The sequence below is a fragment of the Erwinia tasmaniensis Et1/99 genome (assembly GCF_000026185.1).
Lineage (GTDB): Bacteria > Pseudomonadota > Gammaproteobacteria > Enterobacterales > Enterobacteriaceae > Erwinia > Erwinia tasmaniensis.
This window is the reverse complement of sequence record NC_010694.1, coordinates 412,376-426,476: the sequence shown is the minus strand read 5'-3', so window position 1 is coordinate 426,476 and position 14,101 is coordinate 412,376. Positions and strand designations below refer to the sequence as shown.

At 56.4% G+C, this 14,101-nt stretch carries 12 protein-coding genes; 8 read left to right on the top strand and 4 right to left on the bottom strand.

Going from position 1 to position 14,101, the window contains the following annotated elements:
• Positions 1 to 141: 141 nt before the first annotated feature.
• From argF to ridA, 4 genes are all read left to right on the top strand, one after another.
• Positions 142 to 1,152: an ornithine carbamoyltransferase gene (gene argF, locus ETA_RS02950; RefSeq protein WP_012440125.1), complete on the top strand. Its 1,011-nt coding sequence runs from the start codon at positions 142 to 144 to the stop codon at positions 1,150 to 1,152.
• Between the two features lie 288 nt (positions 1,153 to 1,440).
• Positions 1,441 to 2,376: an aspartate carbamoyltransferase gene (gene pyrB / locus ETA_RS02945; RefSeq protein ID WP_012440124.1), complete on the top strand. Its 936-nt coding sequence runs from the start codon at positions 1,441 to 1,443 to the stop codon at positions 2,374 to 2,376.
• An 11-nt stretch (positions 2,377 to 2,387) separates the two neighbouring features.
• The gene (pyrI, locus tag ETA_RS02940) at positions 2,388 to 2,852 is read left to right on the top strand and encodes an aspartate carbamoyltransferase regulatory subunit (RefSeq protein ID WP_012440123.1); all 465 of its coding nucleotides are present in this window, start codon (positions 2,388 to 2,390) and stop codon (positions 2,850 to 2,852) included.
• A 118-nt stretch (positions 2,853 to 2,970) separates the two neighbouring features.
• On the top strand, positions 2,971 to 3,363 hold the full coding sequence (gene ridA / locus ETA_RS02935; RefSeq protein WP_042958564.1) for a 2-iminobutanoate/2-iminopropanoate deaminase: 393 nt from the start codon (positions 2,971 to 2,973) through the stop codon (positions 3,361 to 3,363).
• 281 nt (positions 3,364 to 3,644) lie between these two features.
• On the opposite strand, the gene ETA_RS02930 is transcribed toward ridA, so the two are convergent.
• A complete protein-coding gene (locus tag ETA_RS02930) occupies positions 3,645 to 6,206 on the bottom strand; it encodes a DEAD/DEAH box helicase (RefSeq protein WP_042958562.1) in 2,562 nt (853 codons plus the stop codon).
• A gap of 268 nt (positions 6,207 to 6,474) precedes the next feature.
• Here ETA_RS02930 and nrdD point away from each other — a divergent pair, with 268 nt between their 5' ends.
• Together nrdD and nrdG are read left to right on the top strand one after the other, a co-directional pair.
• Entirely contained in the window at positions 6,475 to 8,613 is a 2,139-nt protein-coding gene (nrdD, locus tag ETA_RS02925) for an anaerobic ribonucleoside-triphosphate reductase (RefSeq protein WP_012440120.1), read from the top strand.
• Complete coding sequence (nrdG, locus tag ETA_RS02920; RefSeq protein WP_012440119.1) at positions 8,610 to 9,074, top strand: anaerobic ribonucleoside-triphosphate reductase-activating protein; 465 nt, start codon at positions 8,610 to 8,612, stop codon at positions 9,072 to 9,074. Before nrdD ends, nrdG begins: the two co-directional genes overlap by 4 nt.
• A 1-nt stretch (position 9,075) precedes the next feature.
• On the opposite strand, the gene ETA_RS02915 is transcribed toward nrdG, so the two are convergent.
• A complete protein-coding gene (locus ETA_RS02915; RefSeq protein ID WP_012440118.1) occupies positions 9,076 to 9,474 on the bottom strand; it encodes a DUF350 domain-containing protein in 399 nt (132 codons plus the stop codon).
• 128 nt (positions 9,475 to 9,602) lie between these two features.
• Between ETA_RS02915 and ETA_RS02910 the strand changes: the two genes are divergently transcribed.
• Positions 9,603 to 9,929: a GIY-YIG nuclease family protein gene (locus ETA_RS02910; RefSeq protein WP_012440117.1), complete on the top strand. Its 327-nt coding sequence runs from the start codon at positions 9,603 to 9,605 to the stop codon at positions 9,927 to 9,929.
• Here ETA_RS02910 and ETA_RS02905 read toward each other — a convergent pair.
• On the bottom strand, positions 9,893 to 10,396 hold the full coding sequence (locus tag ETA_RS02905) for a GNAT family N-acetyltransferase (RefSeq protein ID WP_012440116.1): 504 nt from the start codon (positions 10,394 to 10,396) through the stop codon (positions 9,893 to 9,895). The two genes, ETA_RS02910 and ETA_RS02905, sit on opposite strands and share 37 nt — an antisense overlap.
• Positions 10,397 to 11,100: 704 nt before the next feature.
• Here ETA_RS02905 and ETA_RS02900 point away from each other — a divergent pair.
• Positions 11,101 to 12,108, top strand: a complete 1,008-nt coding sequence (locus ETA_RS02900) for a luciferase-like monooxygenase (protein WP_012440115.1) — start codon at positions 11,101 to 11,103, stop codon at positions 12,106 to 12,108.
• Between the two features lie 75 nt (positions 12,109 to 12,183).
• Here ETA_RS02900 and ETA_RS02895 read toward each other — a convergent pair whose 3' ends face one another.
• On the bottom strand, positions 12,184 to 14,085 hold the full coding sequence (locus ETA_RS02895; protein WP_042958560.1) for a DEAD/DEAH family ATP-dependent RNA helicase: 1,902 nt from the start codon (positions 14,083 to 14,085) through the stop codon (positions 12,184 to 12,186).
• Positions 14,086 to 14,101 lie beyond the last annotated feature (16 nt).

Below are 14,101 nucleotides of genomic sequence, written 5' to 3'. Positions count from 1 at the left end.
GTGGCATTATTTCAAGTATTTTCCCACAGTGCCGTTTGCGCCACTACCTTTAAACGAAAGTTTCTGCACGCGGGGGTTGAATGTGAATATTAATACCGTTAAATTGAATTTAAATTCAATATAGATTACCTGGAGTGCTTTATGAGTCAGTTATATCAGCGCCACTTCCTACGGCTACTTGATTTCATTCCTGATGAAATCAACGGGTTACTAAAGCTGGCGTCACGGCTTAAAGCCACAAAGAAAAAAGGCGATGAAACTCAGTACCTGAAAGGCAAAAACATCGCGCTCATCTTCGAAAAAGACTCGACCCGTACCCGATGCTCTTTCGAAGTTGCCGCGTTCGATCAGGGCGCCAACGTCACCTGGCTTGGCCCGAGCGGCAGTCAAATTGGCCATAAAGAATCGATAAAAGACACCGCGCGCGTGCTGGGCCGTATGTATCATGCCATCCAGTATCGCGGCCACGGCCAGCAGCTGGTGGAATCGCTGGCAGAACATGCCGGTGTGCCGGTGTGGAACGGGCTGACCAATGAGTTTCACCCTACCCAGCTGCTGGCGGACCTGTTGACGATGCAGGAACACCTGCCGGAAAAAACCTTAAACCAAATGACGCTGGCCTACGTGGGCGATACGCAGAACAATATGGGTAATACCCTGCTGGAAGCGGCCGCGCTGGTCGGTCTCGACCTGCGTCTGGTTGCGCCGAAGAGCTGCTGGCCGGATCCCGCGCTGGTCGCCCAATGCCGCGATGTGGCGCAGCAGACCGGGGGGAAAATCACCCTGACCGAAGATATCGCTGCGGGGGTACAGGGCGCTGATTTTATTTATACCGACGTCTGGGTATCGATGGGCGAACCAAAAGAGGTGTGGCACGAACGTATCACGCTGCTGCGTCCGTATCAGGTGAATATGGCGCTGTTGCAGGCGACCGGGAATCCCCAGGTGAAGTTCCTTCACTGCCTGCCCGCCTTCCACGACGATCAGACTTTGCTCGGCCAGCAGATGGCGCAGCAGTACGATCTGCACGGCGGTATGGAAGTGACCGATGAGGTGTTTGAATCCGCGCACAGCGTGGTATTCGACCAGGCGGAAAACCGCCTGCATACCATCAAAGCGGTGATGGTCGCCACGCTGTCACAGCAAGAATAGTTCAGGCAAGGCAAGCGGTAACCGTGCCCTTTTTTCCCTTGCCGGGCGCGGAGGGATGCGTATAATGCACCCCGTTTGCCGGGAGGATGCATGAAACTAAATCGCATAACTATTGCCTCACCAACGCGCCATTTCGCCGGTGGGCAGCGCCGTTTCTCTGTATCAGGCATCACCGATCGTAAAGATAAGCCCCTCATTGAGGGGCTTTTTTTTGCCCACCATTCAGCGCAAAAGAGATTCGCCCCGCCGCACTGATGCAGGTGCGACAGGCAACAGAGGAAAGATAAGATGGCCAATCCGCTCTATCGCAAACATGTTATTTCCATTAACGATCTCAACCGTAGCGAGCTGGAGCTGGTGCTGCGCACCGCCGCCAGCCTGAAAGCGAGCCCGCAGCCGGAACTGCTGAAACATAATGTGATTGCCAGCTGCTTCTTTGAGGCCTCAACCCGTACCCGCCTGTCATTTGAAACCGCCATGCACCGGCTCGGGGCCTCGGTGGTGGGTTTTGCCGATGGCGGTAATACCTCTCTGGGCAAGAAAGGTGAAACCCTGGCCGATACCATTTCGGTGATTGGCACCTATGTCGATGCCATCGTGATGCGCCATCCTCAGGAAGGTGCCGCACGGCTGGCTACCGAATTCTCCGGCGGCGTGCCGGTGCTGAATGCCGGAGACGGTGCCAACCAGCATCCAACCCAGACGCTGCTCGACCTGTTCACCATCCAGGAAACCCAGGGGCGCTTGAGCAATCTGCATGTCGCGATGGTTGGCGACCTGAAATATGGCCGCACCGTGCACTCACTGGCGCAGGCGCTGGCGAAATTCGACGGCAATCGCTTTTATTTTATCGCTCCGGATGCGCTGGCAATGCCGGCCTATATCACCGATATGCTCGACGAAAAAGGCATTGCCTGGACCCGGCATGACAGCATTGAAGAAGTGGTTCCGCAGGTAGATATTCTGTATATGACTCGCGTACAGAAAGAGCGCCTCGACCCCTCGGAATATGCCAATGTAAAAGCGCAGTTTGTGCTGCGCGCTGCCGATTTGAGCGGTGCCCGTGAAAATATGAAGGTACTGCATCCGCTGCCGCGTATTGATGAAATCGATAACAATGTCGACGACACGCCACACGCCTGGTATTTCCAGCAGGCAGGCAACGGTATCTACGCACGTCAGGCGCTTCTGGCGCTGGTACTCAACCGCGAACTGGCTCTGTAAGGGGAACAATCATGACTCAGGACAATAAACTACAGGTCGAAGCGATTAAACGCGGTACGGTGATTGACCATATTCCGGCACTGGTTGGCTTTAAGCTGCTGTCGCTGTTCCGCCTGACGGAAACCGATCAGCGCATTACTATCGGCCTGAACCTGCCCTCCGGGGAGCTGGGACGTAAAGACCTGATCAAGATTGAGAACACCTTTCTGACCGACGATCAGGTTAATCAGCTGGCGGTGTATGCCCCGCACGCCACGGTAAACCGTATTGATGAATATAACGTGGTGGCGAAGCTCTCCCCCACGCTGCCGGATCGCATCGACCGCGTGCTGACCTGCCCGAACAGCAACTGTATCAGCCGCAGCGAGCCGGTTGATTCCAGCTTCGCGGTGAAAAAACGCCATGATGAACTGCACCTGAAGTGCAAATATTGTGAAAAAGAGTTCGCGCACCATGTGGTGATGGCAAACGGCTGACCGTTGTCGTTTGCAATTCGCGCCGGCGGCGGGCAGGATGTGGGTGCCCCTCGCCAGGCAATATCAACGCCAGCTTCAGGTATGCAGGGGATCGTCTCAGATCACTTCAGGAGAAAAAATGTCTCGCGAAATCAGTACTGAAAAAGCGCCTGCCGCCATCGGCCCCTATGTTCAGGGCGTCGACCTCGGCAGCATGATTATGACCTCTGGCCAGATCCCGGTCGATCCCACTACCGGCACGGTGGCGGACGATATTGCCGCCCAGGCACGCCAGTCGCTGGAAAACGTGCGGGCGATTGTAGAAGCCGCCGGTTTGCAGGTTGGTGACATCGTGAAAACCACGGTGTTCGTTAAAGATCTTAATGACTTCGCCACGGTTAACGCCACCTACGAAGCGTTTTTCACCGAACATCAGGCCAACTTCCCGGCACGCTCGTGCGTGGAAGTCGCGCGTTTGCCAAAAGATGTGAAAATCGAAATCGAAGCGATCGCCGTGCGGCGCCAGGCATAACCAGGGGAGCGCGTTCGCCCCTGCTATAGTGCGCCAGGCCGCTGCTGAAGGCCTGGCGCAGAAGGATATTATCCTCCCGCAGCAACGTTTCAACGGGACAAGCCAGCACGCCACCCTCTATGCTGAGCAGGCACATCCTTGCCACTGACCGGCACCACAGATGCACTCATTTCCTGTCACGGCCACGAGTGACGGCCCCATCTTAACGCTCGCAACGGCAGATCCGCGGCCAGCAACGTGCTGCCACATGGCGCGGCAAGGTTAGGGTGAGAGCAGGTAAATCAGGGTGCAAACAGATCGGTGATATCCTGCTGGCTAAAGCTGGCGGGTTCACTTAGCCCATCACTGAGGATCTCTTCGGCCAGATCGGCTTTTTGCTGCTGTAAGGCGACGATCTTTTCTTCGATGGTGTCGGCAGCAATCAGCTTGTAAACAAATACCGGCTTATCCTGTCCGAGGCGATAAGCACGATCGGTCGCCTGGTTTTCCGCTGCCGGGTTCCACCAGGGATCGTAGTGGATCACCGTATCTGCCGCCGTGAGGTTCAGCCCCACGCCGCCCGCCTTCAGGCTGATCAGGAATACCGGAACCTCACCCTGCTGGAAACGGCGTACCGGTTCATTGCGATCGCGGGTAGAACCGGTCAGGGTCACAAACGGGATATGTGCCTTTTGCAGCTCCCCGGCGATGATCGTCAGCATGGTGGTAAACTGCGAGAAGATCAGGATCCGCCGATCTTCCGCCAGCAGGTCACGCAGCATTTCACGCAGCAGCGCCAGCTTGGCCGAGTGACGGACCTTCTCCGCACGAGGATCGGACAGCAAACGCGGATCGCAGCAGATCTGGCGTAGCTTTAATAGGGCATCCAACACCAGCAGGTGGCTGCGCCCCGCTCCCTGCTGCTGGACCGCCAGCTGAACGCGGTCCTGCATCGCCTCGAGAACATCGTCATACAGTTCACGCTGTGCCCCGTCCAGCGCCACGCTGCGCACGATGGTATTCTTAGGCGGCAGCTCCTTTGCGACCTCCTGCTTACGCCGACGCAGCATAAATGGCCGCACGCGTTTCGCCAGCAGTTCGCGCCGCACGGCATCCCCCTGCCGCTCGATCGGAATGCGCCAGCGTTGGGTGAAATCGCGTTCGCTGCCCAGAAAGCCCGGCAGCAGAAAATCAAACTGCGACCACAGTTCGCCAAGATGGTTTTCCAGCGGGGTTCCGGTCAGACAGAGGCGATGGCGTGTTTTCAGAGTCCGAATGACCGACGCCGCGCGTGAGCTGCTGTTCTTCACATACTGCGCTTCATCGAGGATCAGCAGGTGGTAGTGCTGTGCCACCAGCTGCGGCTGATCGCGCCATAACAGCGAATAGGTGGAGATCACGACATCATACTGCTCAAGCCGCTGATAAAAGTCTTTGCGCTGCGGGCCGGTTAGCGCCAACACCCTGAGCCCGGGCGCAAAGCGGGCGGCTTCGCAGCACCAGTTGTGCACCAGGGTGGTTGGCACCACGATAAGCGCCGGTCGATCGAGCCGCCCCGCCTCTTTTTCCAGCAGCAGATGGGCCAGCGTCTGAATGGTTTTGCCTAAGCCCATATCGTCAGCCAGCACGCCAGCCAGCTGGTGCTGACTCAGGAACTGCATCCAGCTTACGCCCTGCAACTGATAGTCGCGCAGCGTTGCCCGCAGCCCAACCGGTGCCGCGACCGGCTGTACGCCCGTATGACCGCTTAGCCGCTCTGCCAGCTGAAAAACCGCGTTTTCGCCGTCAAAGATCCAGCGGCCGCGATCGTCCGCTTCGCTAAGACGGCCGATATCCCAGGCACCCAGACGCAGCGGCATCGCTTCGCCGTGGGTAAACAGGTCGATAAGGTTCCCCACCAGCGGCTTGAGCTGGGAAGCACGGAACGCCAGACGCTGCTGATATTTATCACGTATTTCGATCTGTTCATCGTCTGGGATTAACGAGAGATCGCCGGACATCCAGCGTCGATCGCGCGCGAAAAGCCCTGCCAGCAGCGGCTCCAGCCGCACGCGGCGGCGGCCAATTTTCATCGCAAGTTCAAGGTTAAACCCGCCATCCTCCCCCTGAACGGCACGCCCTTCGATGTTATCCACCTCGGTGATATTCCAGGTAAAATCATCTTCCATGCTGATACGCCAGCCGCGTTTGCGCAGATCCGGCAGGCCCTTTTTAATGAATTCACGCCACTCGGCGGGCGATGCGGGCGCAAATATCGTATCGGGAAGCGGAGCCGGGGTATAAATATGCCCGGAGGGAATGTTATTCAGCACGGTACTGTCCAGCTGTGACAGCCAGTGCTGCTCGTCATCCGCCAGACGCTGAACCTGGAAACGCTTCCCGCTACGGTCGGCAAAGCTCTCGGCCTGGCTGCCGGCATCCACTTTCACCCCGGCATAGTCAAAACTGACCGCGGCAAAATCAAGACGTTTTTGTCGGTGGCCATAATGGCCGTAGCCGCTGATAAATTTAGCCCAGGACTGGAGTTGCAGCACGGGTATCGGCACCGCCTGGATCGTGTCGATGGCGATGACGGGCTGTGGCTGGCGCATTTGTAGATGCGCTAACATCAGCGCAGCCACATGTTTGCAGTTGTTCTTTACCGCACAGCTGCACTCGCCGCTGGCGAGCAGTTTGCCCTGCGGACGGCTGAAATGAACAATCACGCTAAACGGCTCTGCTTTTCGCCCCGGCACTTCTCCGGTTAGCAGAGTATTTTGCCACTGAATATGCTGTACGTTGGCAATCAGATCCCGCGCCCGGGCCACGGTGCGCGCACCAAGCCAGCGAATGACCTGTTTTTCGTTATAAGCAACGGACGACATTGGGCAGTATCCCAGAGTAACCAGAGCGAAATGGTTTCGCTCCACAGCAACCGGCAATAGTAGTGACTCCTTATGGTTGAATGCAACCGTCACGGCACGCCGGAGGGGCAAAAAAAATTATCGGCAGCGCTGTGCGGGTGAATGAGAGATCCTCACTGACTTTGCCGCAGGTCAATAAAACGGCAGTTAAACTGCAGCAAAACGCTATATATAGGCATTAATATAGATAAAACCCCCATATATAGTTTCACCATTCAGGAGATCCACAGTGTTAACTCAGGTGATCAAACGCGATGGCTGCAAAGTGGTATTCGATCCTGCGCGCATCGAAGCCGCAATTCGTGCGGCGGCAAAAGCAGCAAATATTGACGACGACGATTACTGCACCAGCGCAGCCAGCCAGATTAGCGCCGCGCTGGGCAACCGCCAGCAGGTAGACATTAACGAAGTACAGCAGGCCGTGGAAAATCTGCTGATGGCCGGCCGCTATCCACGACTGGCACGCCGCTATATTGAGTATCGCCACGATCGCGACGTGGCGCGGGAACGCCAGGGGCGGTTAAATAGTGAGATCCGTGGCCTGATTGACCAAACTGAAACCGCGCTGTTGAATGAAAATGCCAATAAAGACAGTAAGGTTATCCCCACCCAGCGCGATCTGTTAGCCGGGATCGTCGCCAAACACTACTCACGGCAGCATATGCTGCCACGAGATGTGGTTGACGCTCATGAGCGCGGCGAGATCCACTACCACGATCTTGATTACGCACCCTTCTTCCCGATGTTCAACTGCATGTTGATCGACCTGCACGGCATGCTAACCCAGGGCTTCAATATGGGTAACGCCGGGATCGAAACGCCGAAATCGATCTCAACCGCCACCGCCGTGACCGCACAGATTATTGCGCAGGTCGCCAGCCATATTTACGGCGGCACTACCATTAATCGCATCGATGAGGTACTGGCTCCGTTCGTTGACGCCAGCCTCGCCAGGCATCAAGCCATTGCCCATCAATGGCAGATTGCCGACGCCGAAGCCTACGCCCGTTCACGCACCGAAAAGGAGTGTTATGACGCCTTTCAGTCGCTGGAGTATGAAGTCAATACGCTGCATACCGCCAACGGTCAAACGCCGTTTGTCACTTTCGGCTTTGGCCTCGGCACCAGCTGGGCGGCACGACTGATCCAGCAGTCTATCCTGCGTAACCGCATTGCCGGGCTGGGTAAAAATCATAAAACGGCGGTCTTTCCCAAGCTGGTATTCGCCATTAAAGCCGGGTTGAACCGCCACGCCGGCGAGCCCAACTACGATATCAAGCGGCTGGCGCTGGAGTGCGCCAGCAAACGTATGTATCCCGATATCCTTAATTATGAACAGGTGGTCGCCGTGACCGGTTCGTTTAAAACGCCGATGGGCTGCCGCAGCTTCCTCGACGATTATCAGGAGGCGGGAAAACCCGTTCATGATGGTCGCTGCAATATCGGCGTCATCAGCCTTAATCTGCCGCGCATCGCGCTGGAAGCGCACGGGAACGAAGGCCATTTCTGGACGCTGCTCGATCGGCGTCTGCTGCTGGCGAAAAAGGCGTTGATGACGCGCATCGCCCGGATGGAAAATGTAAAGGCCCGCGTCGCCCCGATCCTGTATATGGAGGGCGCCTGCGGGGTACGCTTAACGGCCGATGAGCCTGTTGCAGCCATTTTTAAGCACGGGCGCGCCTCAATTTCGCTGGGCTATATCGGCATACATGAAACGCTGAATGCACTCAGCGGCGGCGGCGTGCATCCCTATGATGATGCACGACTGCGTGCCAAAGGCCTGGAGATCGTCGCCCATATGCGCACGGCCGTCGACCGGTGGAAACGGGAAACCGGCTACGGCTTTAGCCTGTACAGCACGCCGAGTGAAAACCTGTGCGATCGCTTCTGCCGGCTTGATGCCGCCGAGTTTGGCGTGGTGCCAGGGGTAACCGACAAAGGCTACTATACCAACAGCTTCCATCTCGACGTGGAGAAAAAGGTTAACCCTTACGACAAAATCGACTTCGAGGCCGCCTATCCCCCGTTGACCAACGGCGGTTTTATTTGCTACGGCGAGTACCCCAACATGGAGCATAACCTTAAAGCCCTGGAAGACGTATGGGATTACAGCTACGGCCGGGTACCCTATTACGGCACCAATACCCCGATCGACCAATGCTACGAATGTGGTTTTCGCGGCGAATTCACCTGCACCAGCAAAGGCTTTACCTGCCCAAACTGCGCCAACGGCAACAGCAGCCGCCTTTCGGTGACCCGCCGCGTGTGTGGCTATCTTGGCAGTCCGGACGCACGCCCTTTTAACGCGGGCAAGCAGGAAGAGGTCAAACGCCGGGTGAAACATCAGTCCTCAGGTCAGGCAGAATGAATATCCATCAATACTATCCTGTGGACGTGGTGAATGGTCCCGGTACGCGCTGTACGCTGTTCGTGGCCGGCTGCGTGCATCGGTGCCGGGGTTGTTACAATAAAAGTACCTGGCGGCTAAACTCCGGGCAGCCGTTTACCCTTGAAATGGAAGAACAATTGATTGCCGACCTTAACGATACGCGCATTATTCGTCAGGGGCTGTCGTTATCCGGCGGCGATCCGCTGCACCCGGCCAATCTGGCCGATGTGGGTCGCCTGCTACGCCGGGTCAGGCGCGAATGTTCGGGTAAAGATATCTGGATGTGGACCGGCTACCGGCTGCAGGAGCTGGACGACAGCCAGCGGCGGGTTATCAACGAAATCAACGTGCTGATAGACGGGAAATTTATTCTGGCGCTGAAAGACCCGGCGCTGCCGTGGCGTGGCAGCAGCAACCAGGTTATTCATCAACTGCGCTAAGTCAGTAGGTCATGCAGGCCGCGTTCAGGATGCCCACGCCAAGTGACACCGCGCCGAGAAAGAGTCCTGCGGCATGCTGGTTTTCCTCAATACGTTGACTGATGTCGCGAATAAACAGACGAACGGCGGTGAAAACCAGCAGCTGCACGACCAGCGCCACCGCACCCCATAGCAGGTAATCCAGCAGGTTGACGGAGTTAATCGCCACGCTGGCCAAAGGGATGATGTAGCCCAGCAAAGCACCGATAAATCCCCAGGTCGCCGCCAGATTATTGGCCTTAATCAGACGCCATTCGTTGTGTGGGGTGATGCGCGTATAGATCAACAGGAACACCAGTACCATCGCGCAGCTGGTAAAAAAATAACTGGCAAAGGCGAGTAAGAGTTGCAAAGTGGCCATCTTTCTTCCTGAATAGGTCAGTCATTTGATCATGCAGCCAGGTATAAAATGCCGGGCTGCGTCAGTCGTAGCCTGTTTAACAGACTTTGCGTTACAGTATCATGATTATGATTGCGCCGGGTTAATCTATGGACACCGTTTCTCACGCCGAATGGCATTTGTATATTGTGCGTACCGCTGGCGGCGTGCTCTACACCGGGATCGCCCTGGACGTGGCGCGACGATTCGCCCAGCACCAGGATGGAAAAGGTGCCAAAGCGCTGCGCGGTAAAGGGCCGCTTGAGCTGGTATTTCACTGCGCAGCGGGCGACCGCTCTCTGGCATCAAAGCTGGAATACCGGGTCAAGCGGCTTAAAAGACCGCAGAAGGTCAGGCTGACGGAACAGCAGCCCGTCTCACTGATCCAGTGGTTTGCCGATCAGAGTCGATCAAAGGGCGACGGATACGCGATATAACCCGACACGCCGTTGAAAGCCTCATCCGACAGCCCGTAGACCAGGAAGGTCTCTTCCGTGCCGTGGCCGCGGCAGCGTAGCTGGTGACGTACCGCAGGCTCAAAACCGCGGCGCTGGTAGTAAGCCGGATCGCCCAGCACAACCACAGCGGCGTAGCCGAATTCATTTAAGGTATCCAGCCCTTCGTCAATCAAACGCGATGCAAGACCCTGCTTACGCACGCTGTCATCGACCGCCAACGACGCCAGTCCAACCCATTGCTGCTCTTCGCCGTTAACGGTCACCGGGCTGAATGACGCATAGCCCAGAACCTGACCTTCATCATCGGTGGCAACCATCCCCAAAGTCAGTAACCCGTCTTCACGTAGCTGCTGTACCAGCTCCGCTTCGGCGGAGGTCGGGAAGCTGCGGCGCAGCAGGGCATCAATGCTGGCGGCATCAATGCCAATTTCTGTGCGAATTAACATGCTATACCTGCGCGATCCACCGGGGAATTCGCGTCCTTTTCATTCAGGCCTTAGTAATATCAGCCGGTTGTATAAGCCCGATGCGCAACGGTGTCGGCACCCATTCAAATCCTGTTATAATCATCCGAGGGCCAACTTGAGAGCGCTGGCAAATGGCTGTTGCCATCAGGTAAAGGAACAGCTATCGCTTTTAACCTGTAATAGCCCGCTTATCAATAGATGATGAGTCGCCGCAGATTAAATCGTCCTGTTTTTTTACCCATTGCCCCCAGCTGAAACAGCCTGCCCCATGTCCTGCGGCACCGGTAAACGCCAAACGCTACGATGCCCGTCAGGCGCAGTGAAAATATTAACATTAGCCATATTGGCTTTTGTAGCATCGTGACCAGATTAGTACAAAACCTCTGCCAGCACGTTTTTTATTGGACCGTCTCCGATGTGCATAAACGCACAGTATCGGCTTACCCGACACGCCTTTTGACATTATTTCTCCCCTAAAGCAGATGAGACGATGACCTAAAAAAATGAGTGCTTAATTCGCACAAAATGTTGTTCGTTACTAAAAGCATCCTGCCGTGTAACACACTTTTGGCCGCCATTTTTTTCTAAAGAGTGCTCGAAACGGACAATCACAATGTGCGCAGATACCGTACCCTGCTAATTTACATGCACCTCAGTTATGCCTCTAAAATAAGTGAGCCACTATGTCTGAGATAAAATCCGTACCGCTTTCGCTGCTCGACCTTGCGCCAATCCCGCAAGGTGCCACGGCAAGTGAAGCATTTCATACTTCACTGGCGCTGGCGCAGCAGGCAGAAAAACTCGGCTATCACCGCTACTGGCTGGCCGAGCATCATAATATGACAGGGATTGCCAGCGCGGCGACCTCCGTGCTGATTGGCTATCTGGCGGCCAATACACAAACTCTGCGCCTCGGTTCAGGTGGGGTTATGCTGCCTAACCATGCCCCGCTGGTGATTGCCGAACAGTTTGGTACCCTCGAATCGCTCTACCCAGGTCGTATCGATCTGGGTCTTGGCCGCGCCCCGGGCTCCGATCAGCAGACCATGATGGCGTTGCGCCGCCATAACGGCGTGCGGGAAGATAACTTTCCCGCAGACGTGGCTCAATTAATCAGCTGGTTCGATGCAGCAGACGAGGCTGACCTGGCGGTGCAGCCCGTGCCGGGCAAGGGACTGCATATCCCGGTCTGGCTACTGGGTTCAAGTTTGTACAGCGCGCAGCTGGCCGCACGGCTGGGGCTGCCGTTTGCGTTCGCCTCACACTTCGCCCCTGAAATGCTGTTACAGGCGCTCCACCTTTATCGTGAGAAGTTTCAGCCATCAGCACGGCTGGAGAAGCCTTATGCGACGGTGTGCGTCAACGTTGTGGCCGCCGACAGTGAACGTGAGGCGAACTACCTGTTTACCTCAATGCAGCAGCAGTTTATCAACCTGCGGCGCGGCAGGCCGGGGCCATTACCGGCACCGGTAGCCAGCATGGATCATTTGTGGTCACCAGCAGAGCAATATGGTGTGCAGCAGGCATTGAGTATGTCGATAGTTGGTGACAAAGAAAAAGTACGTCACGGGCTGGCGGCGCTGATCCGTGAGACGGCAGCGGATGAGATCATGGTTAACGGTCAAATTTTTGACAGTACCGCTCGCCTCACTTCCTTCAAGCTGGCCATGCAGGCACGTAACATGCTCTGATACCACCCATTTTTACTGGATTACGCCCATAAAAAAACCAGCCCGAAGGCTGGTTTTTTTTACGGCTGTCAGTGATTACGCATCACGACGACGTGCTGGTGCACTGCCGCCTTCTTCGCGACGAGGACCACGGTTGCCCGCTGGACGACGTTCACCACCGCGATCGTTGCTGAAACGACGACCGCCGCCTTCAGCACCGCGACCGCCTTCACGACCGGCGCCGAAACCACCGCGCGCAGGACCGCCAGGACGACGCTCACCACCACGTTCGTTGCTACGCGGCTGTGCATCACCAATCAGCTGCATATTCATCGGTTTGTTGAGAATACGCGTGCGGGTAAAGTGCTGGAGCACATCGCCCGGCATACCTTTTGGCAGCTCGATGGTGGAGTGCGTACCAAACAGCTTGATGTTACCGATGTAACGGCTGCTGATATCACCTTCGTTAGCGATAGCACCAACGATGTGACGAACTTCAACGCCATCATCACGGCCCACTTCAATGCGGTACACTTCCATATCGCCAACGTCACGACGTTCACGACGTGGACGGTCGCCATCGCGCGGTGCTTCGCCACGCGCTTCGCGTGGACCACGGTCAGGACGGTCACCGCGACGCTCGTCACGCTCACGGAACTCGCGGCGCGGACGCTGTGGCGCATCGGCAGGAACGATCAGCGGGCGTTCGCCCTGAGCCATTTTCAGCAGAGCTGCGGCCAGGGTTTCGATGTCCAGCTCGTCTTCCGGCTGCATTTTAGACAACAGCGCACGGTACTGTTCCAGATCGCTGCTTTCCAGCTGCTGCTGAACTTTAGCGGCGAACTTAGCCAGACGACGCTCACCCAGCAGTTCTGCATTTGGCAGTTCAACTTCTGGAATGGTCAGCTTCATGGTGCGTTCGATGTTACGCAGCAGGCGACGTTCACGGTTCTCAACGAACAGTAGGGCACGACCGGCACGACCAGCACGACCGGTACGGCCGATGCGGTGCACGTAAGATTCTGCGTCCATTGGAATGTCGTAGTTAACGACCAGGCTGATACGCTCAACGTCCAGACCACGGGCAGCAACGTCGGTGGCAATCAGGATATCCAGACGGCCATCTTTAAGGCGCTCCAGCGTCTGCTCACGCAGTGCCTGATTCATGTCACCATTCAGCGCGGCGCTGTTATAACCGTTGCGCTCAAGCGCTTCGGCAACTTCCAGCGTCGCGTTTTTGGTACGCACGAAAATAATCGCTGCATCAAAGTCTTCTGCTTCCAGGAAGCGGGTCAGTGCATCGGTCTTACGGCCGTAGGCAGTCCAGTAGCTCTGGCTGATGTCAGGACGTGTAGTCAGGCTTGACTGGATGCGCACTTCCTGCGGATCTTTCATAAAGCGTTTGGTAATACGGCGAATCGCCTCTGGCATAGTGGCAGAGAACAGCGCGGTCTGATGACCGTCTGGGATCTGCGCCATGATCGTTTCAACGTCTTCGATAAAGCCCATACGCAGCATTTCATCGGCTTCGTCCAGCACCAGACCGCGCAGGTTGGACAGATCCAACGTGCCGCGTTTCAGATGGTCAAGCAGACGGCCAGGCGTGCCGACAACAACCTGTGGGCCCTGGCGCAGAGCGCGCAGCTGCACGTCGTAACGCTGGCCGCCGTAAAGGGCAACAACGTTCAGACCGCGCATATGTTTAGAGAAATCAGTGACGGCTTCAGCTACCTGTACCGCCAGTTCGCGGGTAGGTGCCAGCACCAGGATCTGTGGTGCTTTAACCGTTGGATCGATGTTATGTAACAGTGGCAGCGAGAATGCTGCAGTTTTGCCACTCCCGGTCTGCGCCATACCTAACACGTCACGACCTGCCAGCAGGTGAGGAATACACTCAGCCTGGATTGGGGATGGCTTTACGTAGCCCATGCCGTTCAGTGATTCAAGGAGGTCGGCGTTCAGGCCAAGGTCAGCGAAAGTAGTTTGGATATCAGTCATGTAGTACACGTGCCTC

What these genes read in the sequence shown, in the direction of transcription:
- argF (WP_012440125.1), top strand. Translation starts at nt 142, where the DNA reads ATGAGTCAGTTATATCAGCGCCACTTCCTACGGCTACTTGATTTCATT.
- pyrB (WP_012440124.1), top strand. Translation starts at nt 1,441, where the DNA reads ATGGCCAATCCGCTCTATCGCAAACATGTTATTTCCATTAACGATCTC.
- pyrI (WP_012440123.1), top strand. Translation starts at nt 2,388, where the DNA reads ATGACTCAGGACAATAAACTACAGGTCGAAGCGATTAAACGCGGTACG.
- ridA (WP_042958564.1), top strand. Translation starts at nt 2,971, where the DNA reads ATGTCTCGCGAAATCAGTACTGAAAAAGCGCCTGCCGCCATCGGCCCC.
- ETA_RS02930 (WP_042958562.1), bottom strand. Translation starts at nt 6,206, where the DNA reads ATGTCGTCCGTTGCTTATAACGAAAAACAGGTCATTCGCTGGCTTGGT.
- nrdG (WP_012440119.1), top strand. Translation starts at nt 8,610, where the DNA reads ATGAATATCCATCAATACTATCCTGTGGACGTGGTGAATGGTCCCGGT.
- ETA_RS02915 (WP_012440118.1), bottom strand. Translation starts at nt 9,474, where the DNA reads ATGGCCACTTTGCAACTCTTACTCGCCTTTGCCAGTTATTTTTTTACC.
- ETA_RS02910 (WP_012440117.1), top strand. Translation starts at nt 9,603, where the DNA reads ATGGACACCGTTTCTCACGCCGAATGGCATTTGTATATTGTGCGTACC.
- ETA_RS02905 (WP_012440116.1), bottom strand. Translation starts at nt 10,396, where the DNA reads ATGTTAATTCGCACAGAAATTGGCATTGATGCCGCCAGCATTGATGCC.
- ETA_RS02900 (WP_012440115.1), top strand. Translation starts at nt 11,101, where the DNA reads ATGTCTGAGATAAAATCCGTACCGCTTTCGCTGCTCGACCTTGCGCCA.
- ETA_RS02895 (WP_042958560.1), bottom strand. Translation starts at nt 14,085, where the DNA reads ATGACTGATATCCAAACTACTTTCGCTGACCTTGGCCTGAACGCCGAC.